The organism is Streptomyces sp. NPDC025651 (genome assembly GCF_055558735.1).
Genome location: NZ_JBVHLZ010000006.1, coordinates 1 through 17,049, shown reverse-complemented (window position 1 = coordinate 17,049; position 17,049 = coordinate 1). Strand labels below are relative to the sequence as shown.

At 71.0% G+C, this 17,049-nt stretch carries 20 protein-coding genes; 13 read left to right on the top strand and 7 right to left on the bottom strand.

Annotation, left to right across the window (positions count from 1 at the left end):
* Positions 1 to 137: 137 nt before the first annotated feature.
* Together ACZ4D5_RS22020 and ACZ4D5_RS22015 are read left to right on the top strand one after the other, a co-directional pair.
* Positions 138 to 704, top strand: coding sequence for a YrhB domain-containing protein (locus ACZ4D5_RS22020; protein ID WP_467774070.1), 567 nt, complete (start codon positions 138 to 140; stop codon positions 702 to 704).
* A 97-nt stretch (positions 705 to 801) separates the two neighbouring features.
* Positions 802 to 1,419, top strand: a complete 618-nt coding sequence (locus tag ACZ4D5_RS22015; protein ID WP_467774069.1) for a TOPRIM nucleotidyl transferase/hydrolase domain-containing protein — start codon at positions 802 to 804, stop codon at positions 1,417 to 1,419.
* A 119-nt stretch (positions 1,420 to 1,538) separates the two neighbouring features.
* Here ACZ4D5_RS22015 and rox read toward each other — a convergent pair whose 3' ends face one another.
* Positions 1,539 to 2,966: a rifampin monooxygenase gene (gene rox / locus ACZ4D5_RS22010; protein ID WP_467774068.1), complete on the bottom strand. Its 1,428-nt coding sequence runs from the start codon at positions 2,964 to 2,966 to the stop codon at positions 1,539 to 1,541.
* 402 nt (positions 2,967 to 3,368) lie between these two features.
* Between rox and ACZ4D5_RS22005 the strand changes: the two genes are divergently transcribed.
* From ACZ4D5_RS22005 to ACZ4D5_RS21995, 3 genes are all read left to right on the top strand, one after another.
* Entirely contained in the window at positions 3,369 to 3,956 is a 588-nt protein-coding gene (locus ACZ4D5_RS22005; protein ID WP_467774067.1) for a DUF2975 domain-containing protein, read from the top strand.
* 25 nt (positions 3,957 to 3,981) lie between these two features.
* A complete protein-coding gene (locus ACZ4D5_RS22000) occupies positions 3,982 to 4,215 on the top strand; it encodes a helix-turn-helix domain-containing protein (protein WP_467774066.1) in 234 nt (77 codons plus the stop codon).
* A 157-nt stretch (positions 4,216 to 4,372) separates the two neighbouring features.
* Positions 4,373 to 5,662, top strand: coding sequence for a phospholipase D-like domain-containing protein (locus ACZ4D5_RS21995; RefSeq protein ID WP_467774065.1), 1,290 nt, complete (start codon positions 4,373 to 4,375; stop codon positions 5,660 to 5,662).
* Here the strand turns inward: ACZ4D5_RS21995 and ACZ4D5_RS21990 are convergent.
* Positions 5,632 to 6,222: a carboxylesterase family protein gene (locus ACZ4D5_RS21990; protein WP_467774064.1), complete on the bottom strand. Its 591-nt coding sequence runs from the start codon at positions 6,220 to 6,222 to the stop codon at positions 5,632 to 5,634. The genes ACZ4D5_RS21995 and ACZ4D5_RS21990 overlap by 31 nt on opposite strands.
* Between ACZ4D5_RS21990 and ACZ4D5_RS21985 the strand changes: the two genes are divergently transcribed.
* A complete protein-coding gene (locus ACZ4D5_RS21985; protein ID WP_467774469.1) occupies positions 6,213 to 7,064 on the top strand; it encodes a helix-turn-helix transcriptional regulator in 852 nt (283 codons plus the stop codon). The two genes, ACZ4D5_RS21990 and ACZ4D5_RS21985, sit on opposite strands and share 10 nt — an antisense overlap.
* Here the strand turns inward: ACZ4D5_RS21985 and ACZ4D5_RS21980 are convergent.
* The 4 genes from ACZ4D5_RS21980 to ACZ4D5_RS21965 form a co-directional block, all read right to left on the bottom strand.
* Entirely contained in the window at positions 7,061 to 7,681 is a 621-nt protein-coding gene (locus ACZ4D5_RS21980; RefSeq protein WP_467774063.1) for a DJ-1/PfpI family protein, read from the bottom strand. The genes ACZ4D5_RS21985 and ACZ4D5_RS21980 overlap by 4 nt on opposite strands.
* 124 nt (positions 7,682 to 7,805) lie before the next feature.
* Positions 7,806 to 8,672 carry a GNAT family N-acetyltransferase gene (locus ACZ4D5_RS21975; RefSeq protein ID WP_467774062.1) on the bottom strand — a complete coding sequence of 289 codons (867 nt, stop codon included), beginning with the start codon at positions 8,670 to 8,672 and terminating at the stop codon, positions 7,806 to 7,808.
* 112 nt (positions 8,673 to 8,784) lie between these two features.
* Positions 8,785 to 9,870 carry a HEAT repeat domain-containing protein gene (locus ACZ4D5_RS21970; protein ID WP_467774061.1) on the bottom strand — a complete coding sequence of 362 codons (1,086 nt, stop codon included), beginning with the start codon at positions 9,868 to 9,870 and terminating at the stop codon, positions 8,785 to 8,787.
* Between the two features lie 3 nt (positions 9,871 to 9,873).
* A complete protein-coding gene (locus ACZ4D5_RS21965) occupies positions 9,874 to 10,545 on the bottom strand; it encodes a HEAT repeat domain-containing protein (protein ID WP_467774060.1) in 672 nt (223 codons plus the stop codon).
* Between the two features lie 163 nt (positions 10,546 to 10,708).
* Between ACZ4D5_RS21965 and ACZ4D5_RS21960 the strand changes: the two genes are divergently transcribed.
* Together ACZ4D5_RS21960 and ACZ4D5_RS21955 are read left to right on the top strand one after the other, a co-directional pair.
* Entirely contained in the window at positions 10,709 to 11,092 is a 384-nt protein-coding gene (locus tag ACZ4D5_RS21960; RefSeq protein ID WP_467774468.1) for a winged helix-turn-helix transcriptional regulator, read from the top strand.
* A 213-nt stretch (positions 11,093 to 11,305) separates the two neighbouring features.
* Positions 11,306 to 12,160: an alpha/beta hydrolase gene (locus tag ACZ4D5_RS21955; RefSeq protein WP_467774059.1), complete on the top strand. Its 855-nt coding sequence runs from the start codon at positions 11,306 to 11,308 to the stop codon at positions 12,158 to 12,160.
* 22 nt (positions 12,161 to 12,182) lie between these two features.
* On the opposite strand, the gene ACZ4D5_RS21950 is transcribed toward ACZ4D5_RS21955, so the two are convergent.
* A complete protein-coding gene (locus ACZ4D5_RS21950) occupies positions 12,183 to 12,746 on the bottom strand; it encodes a cysteine hydrolase family protein (protein WP_467774058.1) in 564 nt (187 codons plus the stop codon).
* A 133-nt stretch (positions 12,747 to 12,879) separates the two neighbouring features.
* Here ACZ4D5_RS21950 and ACZ4D5_RS21945 point away from each other — a divergent pair, with 133 nt between their 5' ends.
* The 5 genes from ACZ4D5_RS21945 to ACZ4D5_RS21925 all read left to right on the top strand — a co-directional run.
* Positions 12,880 to 13,758, top strand: coding sequence for an endonuclease/exonuclease/phosphatase family protein (locus ACZ4D5_RS21945; RefSeq protein WP_467774057.1), 879 nt, complete (start codon positions 12,880 to 12,882; stop codon positions 13,756 to 13,758).
* Positions 13,759 to 13,848: 90 nt separating this feature from the next.
* Positions 13,849 to 14,346 (top strand): GNAT family N-acetyltransferase, encoded by a 498-nt coding sequence (locus tag ACZ4D5_RS21940; RefSeq protein WP_467774467.1) that lies wholly within the window; start codon positions 13,849 to 13,851, stop codon positions 14,344 to 14,346.
* A 674-nt stretch (positions 14,347 to 15,020) separates the two neighbouring features.
* Positions 15,021 to 15,548 carry a hypothetical protein gene (locus tag ACZ4D5_RS21935; RefSeq protein ID WP_467774056.1) on the top strand — a complete coding sequence of 176 codons (528 nt, stop codon included), beginning with the start codon at positions 15,021 to 15,023 and terminating at the stop codon, positions 15,546 to 15,548.
* Between the two features lie 170 nt (positions 15,549 to 15,718).
* Positions 15,719 to 16,564, top strand: coding sequence for a DUF4097 family beta strand repeat-containing protein (locus ACZ4D5_RS21930; RefSeq protein ID WP_467774055.1), 846 nt, complete (start codon positions 15,719 to 15,721; stop codon positions 16,562 to 16,564).
* 80 nt (positions 16,565 to 16,644) lie between these two features.
* Positions 16,645 to 17,049, top strand: a 405-nt coding sequence (locus tag ACZ4D5_RS21925; protein WP_467774054.1) for an ATP-binding cassette domain-containing protein, incomplete at its 3' end; no start/stop codon positions are given.

Here is a 17,049-nt window from a genome sequence, read left to right as displayed (position 1 = left end):
CGGAGCCGGCGGGCCCGGTCAGAGGAAGTAGAGATGCATACGTCAAGGTTAACAAGCCGCGCGCCTGCCGTCCCGCCGATTGTCGCTCCGCTGATTGTCGCCGTCCGCGTGCGGCGGTGATGGGCCATGCTGCACAGGTGATTGATCGAGAAGCCGCGGTGCGCATCGTCGAGGCGGAGTTGGAAGGCCCGAACCGGGCACGGGCATCGATGGGGGTGGACTCGATGCGCCTGGCCGTGGCGGGGGTCGAGGAGCATGAGCTGGTGTGGATCGTCTCCTGGCAGACCGAGGAGTACGTACGTACCGGGAACCGCGATGTCATGGTCGGGGGCAACGGACCGTACCTGGTCGACCGTGTCGACGGCGGGCTGCATCAGATAGGCGTCGTTGCCGCGATGGGCGGGGAGTGGGAGGCGGACTACCGCTCGCGCGTCCGCGGCCTTCCCGTGCGGACCGCGGTGGACGACCTCCACGACGAGTTACGCGAGACCGCGACCGCACGCGGACGCATGCAGGCCGTGCGGACCTTGCGCAAGAGGCTGCCGGTGCTGGCTCCGGCGCAGTGCGTCGAGTACGTGAGCGCGCTGCTGGACGGCGACGCGCCGGCCCACCTCGTGCCGGTCGCCGTCGAGCACCTCGTCGAACCCCTCGACGCGGTGTTCACCGTGCGGACCCTTCGGCAGGGCAAACCCGGCCGCTCGTGACGTGCGAGGCCGGTGCGGACGCGCGAGGCCGGTGAGAGCGGCCGGGGCCGTCGGATATTCCGTGTCGTGGCGGCCCGTGGACGTGCAGACTCGCAGCATGGCGGACATGTGGGCGTTTCGGGACGCGGTGAGTGAGTGGGCGGCCGGCGGGCTCGCCGAACCGGCGAGTGAGCTGGCCGTGCGGCTGGGGCTGCGCACGGCGGTGCTGCTGGAGGGGCCGAGTGACCTGGCGGCCGTCGAGGCGCTGGCCCTGCGACGTGGCCGGGATCTGGCCGCCGAGGGAGTGTGCGTGGTGCCGATGGGCGGGGCGATGAGCGTCGGCCGGTACGCCGGACTCCTCGGGGAGCCCGGCCTCGGCCTGCGCCTGACCGGGCTGTGCGACGAGAACGAGCGACGTTTCTACGACCGAGGCCTGGAGCGGGCCGGGGCGCCGCGCGAGGGCGTCTTCGTCTGCGCGGCGGACCTGGAGGACGAGCTGATCCGCGCCCTGGGCACGGCGCGGGCCGAGGAGATCGTCGAGGCCGAGGGCGACGACCGTGCCTGGCAGACCTTCCTGCGCCAGCCCGCCCAGCAGGGCCGCCCCCGCCACCAGCAGCTGCGGCGCTTCCTCGGCACGAAGAAGGGCCGCAAGATCCGCTATGGCCAGGTGTTGGTCGAGGCCCTGGAGCCCGGGCAGGTACCGGCCCCGCTCGACGACCTCTTCACCAGTGTGTGACGTGTGACCGACGCGCGGGAGCGCGCGCGGTCATGCCGGTGATCGTGCGTGCGGTCATGTCCGCTGTCGGCGAGCGGCTCGTGGTTCGCGGTCGGCGCCGCCGCCGTGCCGAGCCGTGCTCAGTCGACCGCGGCGCCGAACCACCGGGGCAGGGTGGCCGCCAGTTCCCGCTGGTCGTCACCGACCCACGCCACGTGGCCGTCGGGCCGCAACAGCACGGCGGGCGCGTCCAGTTCCTCGCTGACGTCGACGACGTGGTCGACGCGGTCCGCCCAGCCCGCCACCGTGAGCCGGCCGGTCTGGTCGAGCAGCAGACCGCGGCCGTGGTGCGTCAGTTCGTAGAGGCGGCCCCGCTTCAGCGTCATGTCCGGCAGACGCCTGCCCAGCAGTTCGTGCCCTGCGCCGAAGTCGTAGCGGACGCCGGTGGCGATGATCTTCTCGGTCAGGAACCGGTTCACGTTCTCGAAGGCCATCAGCTGCGCCACGAGACGGCGCAGCGCCTGGGGGCCGGGCTCGGTGGACATCAGCTGCATCTGGGCGCGCGTGAGGTCGAGTACGTCGGCGGCCACCGGGTGCCGTTCGCGGTGGTAGCTGTCCAGCAGGCCCTCCGGCGCCCAACCGCGGACCTCGGCGGCCAGTTTCCAGCCGAGGTTGAACGCGTCCTGGACGCCGAGGTTGAGGCCCTGGCCGCCGACCGGCGGGTGGACGTGCGCCGCGTCGCCCGCCAGCAGCACCCGGTCGACCCGGTAGCGCTCGGCCTGCCGCGTGGCGTCGCCGAAGCGGGACAGCCAGCGCGGTGAGTGCACGCCGAAGTCGGTGCCGGCGTACGCCTTCAGCCGGCGCTTGAACTCGTCGAAGGCCGGCGGGACCGAGCGGTCCTCGGCCAACCCCTCGGCCGGCACGATGACGCGGTACACCCCTTCACCGAGGGGCCCGAGGCCGAACAGCTTGTGGGTCTTGCGGACTTCGGCCACCACGGCGGCCACCGTCTCCGGCGATTCGGTCACCTCCATCTCGCCCAGCAGCGTCTCGACGCTGCTGGGCTCGCCGGGGAAGCCGACGCCGAGCAGCTTGCGCACGGTGCTGCGGCCGCCGTCGCAGCCGACGAGATAGCGCGCGTCCAGCCGTGTGCCGTCGGCGAGTTCGGCGGTCACCCCGTGGCCGTCCTGGCTCAGCCCGACCAGTTCGCAGCCGCGCCGGATCTCGGCGCCGAGCTCGACGGCGCGCTCGGCGAGCAGGCGGTCGATGGTGGGCTGCGGCATGCCGAGGACGTAGGGATGCGCGGTGTCGAGGTCGGCGGGGGTGGGCTTCTCGATGCCGGCGAAGAAGCCGTGCACCGGGTACTGCCGACCGTGCGCGAGGAACCGCTCCAGCAGGCCGCGCTGGTCCATCACCTCGATGCTGCGTACGTGCATGCCGAGCGCGCGGACCACCGGGGTCGGCGCGGCCTCCTTGTCCAGTACGAGCACGTGGACACCGTGCAGCCGCAACTCGGCGGCCAGCATCAAGCCGGTGGGTCCAGCGCCGGCGACGATCACGTCGATCATGAGGGTCCCCCATCCATTCCTGCAGGTCCGGGCTTCGGCCGGAGATTGTGCAGCATGAACGGGGCCTTGCCGCAAGGCCCCCGGTGGGCTATATGTTGAGAGTGGCAAGGAGTACGTGACCTCCTTGCCCTTTGCTGTGTGAGGCGCGTGCTGTTCGCCGCGCGTCATCTTCACCAAGGGCCCTGGCACGAGCCACCCCGGCGCGGTGCACCGCGAGACCGGAGCGGCACTGGCCCCGCGCGGCCGCCCCGGCGTACGTACCCGCCGGTGAGCTCCCTCCCGTCGTCGACCGCGTCGTGACCCGCCTCGACGCGAGCCCGGCACGGCGCGGGCGTGAACTTGTCGATTATCGATATGGTCCTCTACGCTCAGGCATATCGAAAATCGATAGGGAGGGGCGCGGTGAACACGCGACTGACAAGGACCCTGGCGGCACTGACCTTTGCGATGGCGATGCTCAGCGGGCTCGCCTTCCTCGGCACGGGGTTCACGCACATGCTCGACGACGGCGCGGTCTGCGTGGAGACGGGCTTCTGGGCCAACGCCTCACTGGGGCCGGAAGGCCTGCCGGTCGACAAGGGAGTGGAGGCGTCCAGCAGCGCCGCGCGCCTGTGCCAGGACGACCCGTCCGTGGGGCAGCGCGCCGCCGACCTCGGGAGCCAACTGCCCTGGCTGCTCTTCGCCTTCCTCGCGCTGCTGCTCTTCTCCCGGCTGCTGAAGGCCGTCGTGCTGGAGGGGCCGTTCACCGACGCGGTCGCGCGACGGCTCTCCGTCCTCGGCTGGTGCGTCGCGGTGGGAGCGCCGCTGGCCGGGCTCGTCGCGGGATGGTCCCGCTCCTGGCTCGTCGCGAGCATGGCGCCGATCGTGGGCTCAGGGCCGACGGTCGCCGGGCCGCAGGTGCTCGTCCTCGCGGGACTCGCCGCGGTGATCATGGGGAAGATCATGCGCGAGGGCGTGCGCATGCGAGAGGACCTCGAAGGGACCATCTGATGTCTGAAGAAGGGGCGGCCGTCTGATGCCCGAAGAGGAAGTCCACGGAATCCGGATCCACCTGGACCGGCTCCTGGCCGAGCGCGGCATGACGCTCACGGAGCTGTCCGCGCAGGTGGGCATCACCGTGGTCAACCTGTCCGTCCTGAAGAACGGCCGGGCCAAGGCCATCCGCTTCTCGACCCTGTCGAGGATCTGCGACGTCCTGCGGTGTCAGCCGGGAGACCTGATCACCCACGACCCCGACCACGGCGGCTAGCGGGCCGGGACGGCGCACGCCCGACCGGTCGGCGGCGCCCGCCCGCCGCTGCCGAGCCTGCGTCCCGTAACGTCACCCCAACACGGCTGCTGCCCCTGCGAGTTACGCAGGGGCAGCAGCCGCGTTCAAGGCCTGTACCGGTCCCTGAGAGGTGATGATGAACCGCATATCCCGTCCCGCTCGCCTGCGCGGCGCGCTGACCGCCCTGGTCGGCGTGCTCGCGCTCGTCGCGGGGCTGATCGGGGGAGGCGCGGCTCCTGCCGCGGCTGCCACCAGACCCGTGATCAACGGCCCCGTGTTCAACGACCCCTTCGGCACTCCGGCGCAACAGAAGGCCGTCTTCACGCAGTTGGTGGCCCTCATCGACGCCACGCCCGCGGGAGCGCAGATCCGCGGCTCGATGTTCGAGTTCGGCGACAAGGAGGTGTCCGACGCGCTGGTCGCCGCGCATCGAAGAGGCGTGGACGTCCAACTGATCGTCGACGACTCGACGTATGTCGACAAGGACGGCAAGGAGTACGCCAATCCCGCCTACCAGAGCCTCAAGTCCGCTCTCGGCACCCATGACACCGCCCGCTCCTGGGTCGTCGTGTGCGACGACAGGTTCGAGGACAACGACGGCGTCGACGACGTCAGGCGCGGCTGCCTGGGCGTCGCGCCGCCCGAACCCGCGTACAACCACAACAAGTTCTTCCTCTTCTCCCGGGTCGGCCCGCTCGACGACGGCACGAGCCACTCCAAGGTCGTCTTCCAGACGTCCTCGAACCTGAACGACTGGTACAAGGTCGAGTCCTTCAACGACGCGGTGACCTTCTCCGACGGTCCGGTGTACGACGGATACGCCACCTACCACGAGAAGTTGAGGGCCGGGCGCCACAAGGCGACAGGCGACAACAACGCCTACTCCTCCACCCCGACCGGCTCCGCCTACCGGGGCTTTTTCTTCCCCCGCGGCGACTCCTCGTACAACAACCCGGCGACCGACACCGTCGTCAACGCCCTCGACGAGGTCTCCTGCTCGTACACCGGCACCGACGGCAAGCCGCACCAGACGGACATCCGGATCGTGATGCTCTTCTTCAACGACTCCCGCATCCAGGTCGCCGACAAGCTCGCCGCCCTGCGCGGCAAGGGGTGCTGGGTCGACATCGTGTACGCCTCCGCCGAGCCCGACGTGAAGAAGAAGCTCTCCGCCGCAGGCATCCAGCACCGCGCGTGCAGCATTCCCAACGGGCCCGGCATCGACGTGCGTCCGCACAACAAGCAGATCCTGATCGACGGTGCCTACAACGGCGACATCACACCGCGGGTGTACACCGGCAGCGCCAACCTCACCGGGTCCTCGCTGCGTTCGGCCGACGAGTCGTTCGTGCGCATCACGAGCGCCGACTACCACGCCAAGTACCTGTCCACCTTCTACAAGATCCGGTCCGCCTGCGGCGGGTGACAGTCTCCGAAGACCTTCACCACCGGTTGTTCCGGGGTGTACGCGGACCAGCCCGGGTCGCCGTCGCGCGCGAAGGCGACCCAGGCTCCGTGCATCGCCTCGGCAAGGCCCGCAGGCGCCGCCTCCGGTCCCAGCGGGCCGTGGTCGCCGTGCAGCCACGGCTCGTCGGCGAGGTCGAACACGTAAGGGAGTTCGACCGTGTGCGCGGCGCCGAGCCGCCCGTCGAGAGCTGTCGAGCGCTGGGCGAACGAGTAGACGTGGGTCCGGCGGCCCGGGAGCCGGGAGTGGGCCCCGGCCATCCGTGCGCCGCCGGCGCCGAACAGCGCTTCGCCGAGGAGGGCCGAACGCAGTTCGCCGGGCGTGGCGTTCGGGCGCGACCTCCTGTGGGCCGCGACCGCGGCGGCCGGCTCGGCGAACCCCGCCGCGGCGAGCGCGAGGACGTCGGCTTCGGTGGAGGGTTCCAGCTCGCCCCGGGGCACGAGGTAAAGGTTCCCCTCCTCGGTGTTGCAGCCGATGAGCACCGAGACCTCGGCCGCCGGGCCCCGACTTTCTGCAGGCACGCCGGGCACAGCTGCGGCCCGGGGACGTCGGGCTGCCCGCCTTCGGGCCGCGCAGGGTGGCCGGTCTGCGCAGGGAGGAACTGGCGCAACTCGCGGGCGTCAGCGCCTCGTACTACACCCGGCTCGAACAAGGGCTGTCCCGCGGCGCGTCGGCCGAGGTGCTGGACGCCATCGGGCGTGCCCTGCGACTCGGTGACCACGAGCGCGCTCACCTCACGCGGCTCGCCGCCGCCTCACGCCGTACGACGCGGGTCCGTCGGCCGCAGCCGGAGAGGGTCGCGGACGAGGCAGGGGACTTGATGCGCGCGCTGGACGGCGTCCCGGCGCTGGTTCTCGGCCGGCGCACCGATGTGCTCGCCTGGAACGGTCTGGGCCATGGGCTGCTCGCCGGGCACCTGGACCCGCTCGCTCCGCAGAGCGCCGCCCGCCGCCCGAACATGAGCCGCATGCTGTTCCTCGACCCGCACTGCCGTGAGCTGTACGGGGAGGACTGGCACCGCAAGGCACGCGCTGTCGTGGGCAACCTCCGCACCGTCGTGGGGCGGCACCCGGAGGACCCGCTGCTCGCGGAGCTGGTCGGCGAGCTGACGATGAAGAGCCCGGAGTTCGTCACGCTCTGGCGGGACCACAGCGTGTCGCCCTGCGACGCGGCCGCCTACGACCTGCACCATCCGGCGATCGGAGCGCTGACGGTCACTCAGCAGACGCTGGCGCTCCTCCGCTCGCCGGAGCAGGTCCTCGTGGTGTGCACGGCGCCCGCCGGGTCCTCGTCGGAGGCCGCTCTCGCGCTGCTCCGGCAGACAGGCGGGACGCGCTCGGAAGACGCCGTGCCCCTCGGCTAGCCCAACGTGCGGGCGCGTGCGACGACGTCGGCCGGGGCCTTGGCCACCGAGCCGGTGTCGAACGGGGGTTGCGGGTCGTACTCGGTGTAGAGCTGGATCGCCTGGGCGGTCACCTCGTCGGTGAGCAGCGCGGCCAACTGAATGGCCATGTCGATGCCGGAGGAGACCCCCGCCGAGGTGATCACCCTGTCCTGCCGGACCACGCGCTCGGGGGAGTAGACGGCGCCGTACGACTCCAGGTGGGCGGCCGCGTCCCAATGGGTCGTGGCGGTCAGGCCGTCGAGCAGACCCGCCGCCCCCAGCACCAGGGAGCCGGTGCAGACCGAGGTCGTGAAGCGGGAGCCGACATGCATCCGGCGCACCCAGCCCAGGAATTCGGGATCGTCCGACATGGCCATGAAGCTGCCCCCGCCCGGTACCAGCAGGACGTCGCAGCGTTCGACATCGGAGTACCTGGTCGCGACGTGCACCGGGAGGGACCCCAACACGTCCTGCACCGGGCCGGGTTCGGCGGTGACGAACCGCACGGTCGCACCGGGTACGTACGCGAGGATCTCGTACGGCCCGATCGCGTCGAGCGGCTCGAAGTTGTCGAAGAGCGGGATCACGATGTCCATGCGCCGCAGCTTAACCACCCCGCGATCAGGCCTCGCCGGGGCTTCGGGAAGGCGAGGGCGGCGGGAGGGGCCGTCCTTCGCGCGAGCCGGTCTCCCGCGCGCGGCCACGCCCCCGCGCACCCGCCTATGCCTCCCGGTACCCGTCCCGGACCTCGGGGAGCCGCCGGAAGCCGGCCGCCTCGTACGTGGCGACGGCGCCCACGTCGGAGCTCGGCGTGCAGACGACCGCGCTCGACGAACCGAGCTCCTGGAGCGCGGCCGCCGCGGCGACGCTGATCGCCTTGCCGTAGCCACGACCGCGGTGGTCCCGGTGCACGCCCATCGGCTCGAGCAACCCCGGCTTGCCCGCGCCGGCCGACCACACCGTCACCGCCGCCACCGCGTCGCCCCCGTCGTCGTACGCGACCAGACAGCGGGCGTCGGCGTACAGCGGCCCGGCCGCCATCGCGCGCCAGTGCTCCTCCGAGAACGTCGACCCGTCGAACGATGCCCGGTTGACGGCGGCCCGCACGTGAGCCCGCTCCGGACCGATCACCTCGATCCGCATGTCCGGGCCCTTGACCGGCTGCGTGAGGTCTCGGCGCAACGGCGTCCACGGCTCGTCGGTGTGCCAGCCCTCCTCGAACAGCAGATCCTGGATCAGCGCACTCATCGGCGCCTCGATGTTCACCTTCCCCTCGGGCAGTACACCGCGCGCCGGATCGGTCACGTCCGCGACCAGCTGCCGCGCCAACTCCTCGTCCTGCCGCGCCTCCCGCGCGATCGTCAGCCGCAACAGGCCGGGACCGTCCAGCAGTCCGACGGCGAGGATCCGGCCGTCCCGGCTCCAGGTCCGGACGGCCGCTGCCGTCGCCTGCGCGCCGTAGCGCCAGAACCAGCCGAGGTCCCCTGGATGCAACTCCATCCGCGCGCCCTCGCACTGCCACTCCCGCAGCACATCCACAGCCTCGCTGAGCCCGTCTACTCCCGGTGTCCCCAACTCAAGCGTCATGCCGCCGATCCCACACCAGCGGACCGGCCGCCCGCATCCGCGTTTCGCCGGTCCGACGCGGCCGCCTGTCACCGCGGGGAGGTGGGCAAGGACCAGTAGGGGCAAGCGTCTGTCACTGCGCGTCGCGCAACCCGAGAACGTAGGTGGCGGTGAGCGCTACGCCGGGGTCCTCGTCCCGCGTCAGGTCGGTGAGGGCACGTGCCGCGGTGGCTCCCGGAATGTCGGCGAGCGCCTGGGTGAGCCGTCGGCGTGCGGACGGCTCGGCGGTGGCGTGGGCGAGGTGATCGATGAGTTCCATCGCGATCCGATCTGCCTGACCTGCCTGACCTGCCTGACCTGCCTGACCTGCCTGATCCACCTGATCCGTCTGATTCACCTGATCCGTCTGACCCGGCAGGTCGGCGTCGTTCGCCAGCGTGCTCAGTGCGTCGGCCGCGTCGACGTCGTTCGTCCCGCCGACGACCATGCCGATGAGCGTAGGGATGGCGTCGGCCGCTCCCCGCGCCCCGAGCGCCAGGGCCGCACGCCGGCGGACCGTGAGGTCGTCATGCGTGAGGGCGTGCCGCAGCAGTGCGGTCGCCTCGGGGGTGGTGAACTCGGCGATGGACCGGACGGCACGCTCGCGGACCGGGGCCGACGGCGAGCCAAGGCCCTCCGCGAGCAGCGCGAGACTCCGGTCGCCCGACTGCGCAAGCGCCCACCGCAGGGCGCCGGCGACGTTCGGGTCCGTCTCGCTCAGCGCCGCTTGGACCAGCGCCTCGACCGGCACGGGGTCCTCCGCGGCGGAGGACAGGGCCGCGCGCTGGCGCGTCCCGGCGCTCTTCGACCCCAACGCCTGGAGAAGCGACACGGTCTGCAGGACGTCCTCCCAGCCGACGGGCTCCGCGGCGTCGATCCGACGGAGCCGCGTGAGCAACTCCGTCTCGACCGCGATGCGTTCCCGTGTCTGGCGGATGAGCTCGTCGACGAGCCGGGAGGGGGCGAAACCGGGATCGTCGAGCGCACGCCTGACGTCCCGCAGGGACAGGCCAAGAGACCGCAGGCTCTCGATGTGGAAGATCCGCTGGACGTCCTGGGCGGAGTACTCGCGGTAGCCGCCGTCGGTGCGGTCCGTCGGCCGCACCAGGCCGAGCGAGTCGTAGTGCCTGAGCATGCGGGCGCTGACCCCGGACCGCCGTGCCACCTCACCGATCAGCACCGCCTAGCCCTCCTGCCGACCGGCTCTGCCGAGGGCGACGATGCGCTTCGCCTCCTCGACCGCGAACTCGAACCCGGCCTCCGGGTCGCGCAGCAGCCGTTCCGTGGCGATGGCATGCGTGGACACGTGGGGGTCGGGATCCGTCGCCGCGGCCCGCAGGGTCGGCAGGATCACCTCGCCCAGCGCGATCAGCGCCCGGCTGAGGCTCAGTTGCGTGTCACGCCTGCCGCGCCCGAGCTGGGTCGCCAGTACCGCGGCCAGCGCGGATTCCTCACCCGGGGGTACGAGGACGACGGCCGCCCGCCAGGCGCTGCGGGCCACCTCGTCGTCCGCGTCGGTCAGCAGCGCCCGCGTGATCGCGGGCCACGCCTGCCGGTCACCGATCTTGGACAGGGTGTGCAGGGCCTGGCTGCGCGCCTGCGGACGCTCCGACCGCACTTCCCTGACCAGCTCCGGGAGCGTCACGGAATCCGGGTGGCGGATGAGCGCCCACGTCAGCATTTCGCGCACGTAGAACTCGGGCTCGATCGCGCACCGCCGGATGAGCGTGTCGACGAACCGCGGGTCGGGGGCCGTGCCGAGGGCCAGCGCCGTGCGCAGCCGCACCGACGAGTCGCCGTTCTCCAGCCCCTGGAGAGCCCGCATCGTGTCGGTGTCCTGTTTCGCCATGGTCATCGGGACCACCTCCTTGGCTCCCCAGTGAAGACCTTGTCATTGTGTCAAGGTCAAGCCACAGGGCGCGCGCCCGCTCTTCCGTGCTCTCTTGTGGTTACCGGGAAACCGTAGGAGAGTGGCGGCCGACCTGGAAGAACGCACTTTTCGGTGACTGGGGTGCCTGATAGTGACCAAGCAACTGCTCAAGGGCCTGCCCGAGGACGCCGACCTGAGGCGCGCGGACTCGCTGGCGCGGGAGATCTTCTCGGACGTCGCCAACAAGTGGGCGCTCCTGATCATCGAGGCGCTGGGCGAGGGCACCCTGCGCTTCAGCGAGCTGCGCAACGAGGTCGAGGGCATCAGCCACAAGATGCTCACCCAGAACCTGCGCATGCTGGAGCGCAACGGCCTGGTCGACCGCAAGGTGCACCCGACCGTGCCGCCGAGGGTCGAGTACACCCTCACCGAAGCTGGCCGGGGCCTGCGTGCCACGGTCGACGCCATGTGCGGGTGGACCCACCGGTACCTCGGCCACATCGAGGACGCGCGCCGCCACTTCGACGCCTGACGGGCACTCAGCTCATCTGCCGCACGGCCGACTTGCCCAAGCACGCCACATATCCCGTGCTCATCGAGCGGCTGTCGGGTTACTCTCCCCGCATGGGTTTCGTCATCAAGGTGCAGCTCTCGCGCACCCGTGCCACGCGCTGACCGACGTCGGCTCTCGACGCCGGTCTCCGGTACCGCACCTCTGCCTCTCACCGATGACAAGGACCCCACCATGACCACATACGTCTTCATCCCCGGTGCCTCCAGCAACGCCCAGGCATGGGGCCCTCTGCGGAACGAGCTCGCGCTCATGGGCCACGCGTCGTACGCCATCGACCTGCCCGGGCACGGGAGTTCGGCCGATCGCCCCGCGCCGTACTTCGCCTCGCCGCAGGACCTGGAAGCGCTCGCCGCCGCGCCTTCGCCCATGAAGGGCGTCACACTCGCCGACAACGTCCGGTGCGTCGTCGACGTCGTCTCCCGCCTCGCCGCCCACGGGCCGGTCGTGCTCGCCGCCAACAGCTTCGGCGGCATCACGCTCAGCGCCGTCGCCAACGCCGTGCCCGACCTGCTGCACCGCGTCGTGTACATCGCGGCCGCCTGTCCGACCGGCTTCACCACGCCGGAGGACGAGGTGCACCCCGCCGAGGACGACGGGAACCTCCTGGATGCCGCCGCAGCGAAGATCACCATCGGGGACGTCGCCGCGCAGGGCTTCGCGCGGCTCAACTGGCGTGCCGCGCACGGCGACCCGGCCCTCTTCGCCGAACTCAAGGCCGCCATCATGGCCGACGGCACCGACGCCCAGTTCCGCGCGGTCATCGACACGATGGACCCGGACGAGAGCTACGAAGTGATCGGCCCGGAATCCGTGATCACCGCCGACCGCTGGGGACGGGTGCCGCACACGTACTTCCGCCTCTCCGAGGACCGCAGCATCCCCGTCCAGGCACAGGACCGCACCATCGCGGAAGCGGACGCCGTCACCCCGGACAACCCCTTCGACGTCCGCACCTTGGCCACATCCCACGTCGGCTACTTCAGCCGCCCAGGAGAGTTCGCCGAGGCCCTGGCCCGGCTCGCCTGAGGGAAGGCCGACGGGAGGACCGCTATCGAGGTGTGACCGCCTTGGCCCAGTCGTCGACGGTGACGACGTCCGCCCACTGCGGGAACAGCCGCTCGACGAGGACCCGGTGCACCTCCGGGTCGGTGTCCAGGCAGGCGTCGGAGAGGACCGTGAGGCCGAAGTCCAGGTCGTTCGCCTGGCACAGGGTGGACAGCACGACCGCGCTGGTGGCGATGCCGGTGAGGACGAGCCCTTCGATGCCGCGCGCCCTCAGCAGCACGTCGAGGTCGCTGCCCGAGAACGCGCTCGCCCGGCGCTTGGTGACCACCACGTCGCCCGGCCGGGGCGCGACCTCGGGGTGGATCTCGGTGCCTGGGGCGCCCTCGGTGTAGAGGCCGGCCCGCGCGATGGCGGCTAGGGCCCTGTTGCGCGTGCCGACTTCGGGGAAGCCGGGGCGCAGCGCGATCACCACGTAGATCACGGGGATGCCCGCCGCTCGGGCTCCGTCGATCGCCCTGCGCAGGCGTGGCAGGTAGGCGGAGTCGTCGGCGGCGACGATGTCCACGACGGCTCGTTGGACGTCCATCACGAGAAGGGCGTTGCTCATGATCGTTTCAACGAGGCCGGTTCGGTGCCGAAACGGGCCGGTTCGTGAACAGCCGGTTCTCGCCCGTGACGCGTCGGTCGCCGGTGCCGCCCACCGACTCGTCGCATAACCTCGTGTGCGGAGACGTCATGTGATGCCCGTGTGCATCCACCTGGAGGAGGCGATGGTGCTCGGACGGGGCAACCGGTTGCTCGCGGGCATCATGATCGTGATCTGCCTCCTGCTCGTGGGGCCCAGCGCGCCTGGCGGCACCCTCGCCCTCTTCGGCAGGCCGCTGGCCGTCGAGTCCGTCAAGGACGTCGTGCCGAACCGGGTCATGACGTGGAACATCTGCAACCCCTGCGAAGTGGGCAACGCGGGGCGGGCGGCGGAGATCGCCTCGTACGCGCCCCAGGTCATCGGTCTGCAGGAGGCGTGCGTGCGTGACGTCGAGCAGATCCGGGACTATCTGGAACACCTCTACGGGCTGGTCTACCACGTCGAGTACGGGTCGGTCCTGCGCAACTGGGGCCGCTGCGGGGGAGTGCCGTGGAGCCCCGGAGCCTTCGGCCAGGCGATTCTCTCGGCGGCACCGATGGCGGACCGCGTGAGCGTGGAGTACCCCGACGGCGGCTCCGAGGACCGCGGGTACATGGCGGTGACCACCCTGGTGGGCGGCAAGCCCGTCCGGGTCTTCAACACGCACCTCGCCCAACGGCGTCAAGAGGCGGTACGGGCGGCCCAGGCCGGCGTGCTCGCCGCGGAGGTCGCCCGGCACGACCGCGCGATCGTCCTCGGCGACTTCAACGCCGTGCCGGACGCCCCCGAACTCACACGTATGTGGAAACTGGCCGCGGACGCGGCGCCTGCGTGCCGGCCCTCGCCCGAGGCCGGCACGTGTGAGCCGACCACCGACTGGCACCTCAAGTTCGACTACATCTTCCTGCGGGGCATCGAACCGCTCAACCAGCGTGTGCAGCCCACCGAGTACTCGGACCACAACCTGGTGCAGAGCGACCTGGACCCGGCCTAGCGGTCGGGCCGAGCAGGTACCTGCCGAACCCTCGTTCACGCAGCCGTAATGGAGTTGCTGTCCCTCCCGACGGCGGGCAAGGTCTGGATCATGCTTGAGCTGCGCACCGTGGAATCAGAAGACTGGCCCCTGTGGCGGGAGTTGCGACTTGCGGCGCTCGCCGAGGCTCCCCATGCGTTCGGATCGACGCTGGCGGAGTGGCAGGGCCCCGGGGACCGGGAGGAGCGCTGGCGTGCCCGGCTGTCGATTCCCGGCGCGCGGGATCTCGTCGCCTTGCTCGACGGCCGTCCGGTGGGGATGGTCAGCGGGGTTCCGGGAGAGGCGGCGGACCGCGTCGAGTTGATCTCGATGTGGGTCAGTCCCGCGGCTCGTGGCCGAGGCGTGGGCGACTATCTGATCCAGGCGGTGGAACGCTGGGGCGCCGAGCGCGGCGCCAAGACGCTGCGGTTGTCCGTGATGCCGGACAACCGCAATGCGGTCGCGCTCTATGAACGGAACGGTTTCGCGGACACGGGCGAGCTGGGCGATCTCCTGTCCGACGGGGTGCGCAGGGAACGGGTCCTGGCCAAGAGCCTGGTCACCGTCTGATCCTCGTGTTTCCCCGCGTTTCCCCGCGTTTCCCCGCGTTTCCCCGCGTTTCCCCGCGTTTCCCCGCGTTTCCCCGCGTTTCCTCGTGAATCATCTAGATTCTCGCGAAGGCCGTCCGGCATCCGCGAGTCACGGGAGGGAGAGGGTCTTTGAGGGCCCTCTCGTTCCCCCGCTGTCGGGGCGGGCTGACGGCGAGCCCCCCGCTTGCGGAGTTCTGGCTGTGCCGGTTCCCGGGTAGTGACCGCGCGGGCAGCCCGGCCGAGACTGCTGCCGACCATCACGGGCGACCTCATGCGCCGTATCGCATGTCTTGCTGCTGCCGCACTCCTCGCGGGCGCCGCCATCACGCTCACCGCGGGCACCGCCGTGACGCGAAGGGAACCCTGGCCGAAGCCCAGCGGCTGACGCCCGAGCCCGCCCGGCTACGGGCGGCGGCAGACCGTGTGGTGCGGCAGGCATGGCGTCACGCGGCTCAGATTGGCGCCGTTCGGCGTCATCTGGTGCCACTCGATGCTAATCCTTCGCTCCGGGAGCGTACGAGTGTGTGCGGCACCCCGATGTCTCAGGGCGACTTCTCTGTGTCTCTGCAGGTCGTACCCTGTCGAGTTGACGGCAATTTCCGCAAGGAGCCATGAGGCTTGCGCGTGGCATCATCATGGTGCCATGATGGCGTCATGGACCTCGCCCCGTATGTCGACACACTGCGCCGTGACCTCGCGGCGGCCGCCGAAGCCGGTGGGGGAGACGCGCGTGAGCTGGCCGAGAGGCTCATCGCTCCCCTGGAGTCGGCGAGCCGGCTGGCCATGCTGCACCTGCTCTCCACCGCGGTGGGCGAGATCACCCGTGAGCTCGCCCCCGGCTCAGTCGACATGCGGCTGCGCGGGCTCGACCCGGACTTCGTGGTGACGTCACCACATCTCGAGGCCGATGCCGTCGCGGTGCCATACGCACCCGTGGAACCGGTCAAGGCCCCTGTCGAGGACGACGGGAGCGGCGAGGGGGGTGTCGTCCGCGTCAACCTGCGCCTGCCGTCCTGCCTCAAGGCCCGCGCCGAGAAGGCCGCCGTCCGCGAGGAGTTGTCGCTCAACGCGTGGCTGGCGCGCGCGGTGTCGGCCGCGGTCGACGGCGAGGGTGGCTCCCGGCCGCGTACGACGGAGGATGCTCAGGGCTTCGCACAGGCAGTCCCGGGCCGCGTGCGCTAGCCACGACGCGCGCTGCTGCCCGCACTGTTTCACGCGCGTCACTCCATGCGCTGCACTCCACGCGCATCACTTCAGTCACACCGCTTCGTCCACCCCGCTTCGCCCAGACCGCGTCCCCTCCTCATCGCTGCCAGCGGGGACACCCCAAGACCCAGGAGTACGGGACAGCCATGCCTTCTTTCGACACGCCCGAACCGATCTCGGCCACGGCGCACGTGGAAGCCGGTTCCATTCAGTTCATCGCGGGCGACCGCCTCGACACCGTCGTCGAAGTGCGGCCGCGGAACCCGAAGAAGGACCTGGACGTGCGCGCCGCCGAGCAGACCGAGGTCACGTATACGAATGGCGCCCTGACCGTCACGACGCCCAAGCCCGCGCTCGGTCTCGGCCGCCCCGGCACCGTGGACGTGACGGTGGAGCTGCCCACGGGCTCGCGCGTCGACGTGACCGGTGCCTGGGCCCAAGTACTCGGCGTGGGGCGGCTCGGCGAGACGCGGGTGAAGACCTCGTCCGGTGACGTCCGCCTCGACGTCACCGGCCCGCTGCAGCTGACCGCCTCCCATGGCGCGATCACCGTGGATCGGGTCGAGGGCGCGGCGGAGGTCACCACCGGCACCGGCAGCCTGCGCGTGGGCTTCATCGACGGCTCCGCCGTCCTGAAGAACTCGCACGGTTCCACGACCGTCGGCGCCGTCACCGGTGACCTGAGGGTGAGCAACGCCACCGGCGACATCGACATCCGGCGAGCCGAGGCCTCGGTCGCCGCCACCACCGCCAACGGCACTCTGCGCCTAGGTGAAGTGGCCCGCGGGACCGCCGAGTTGAAGACCTCCTACGGCGCCATCGAAGTCGGCATCCGCAAGGGAACCGTCGCCTGGCTCGACGTCAACTCGGACTCCGGCCAGGTGCGGAACATGCTCGCCGCGTCCGAGACCCCGCAGGAGACCGAGGAGACCGTCGAGGTCCACGCCCACACCCGTTACGGCAACATCGACGTCCTTCGCGCCAGGGCCTGAGCACCATATCCGCAGGCGGCCCCGCCCGCTCTCGCCTCTCCCCGCTCTCGCCCCCTGCAGCCTTCGAACGGAGCCCCCCCATGCCTTCTTCTGCCATGCCCACAAGCGGCCGAGGGAGCGGTATCGCGTCGCCGCCCGCCGTCTCCGCCGTCGGCCTGCGCAAGTCCTACGGGAACAAGACCGTCCTGGACGGCATCGATCTGCGTATCCCGGCCGGGTCGGTGTTCGCACTGCTCGGTCCGAACGGCGCGGGCAAGACCACCGCCGTCAAGATCCTCTCCACGCTCGTCACCGCTGACGGCGGGCAGGCCCAGGTCGCGGGCCACGACCTGGCCACCGCCCCGCAGGCGGTCCGCGCCGCCATCGGCGTGACCGGACAGTTCTCCGCCGTGGACGGACTGATCACCGGCGAGGAGAACATGCTCCTCATGGCGGACCTGCACCACCTCTCCCGCCGGGAAGGGCGCCGCACCACCGCCGAACTC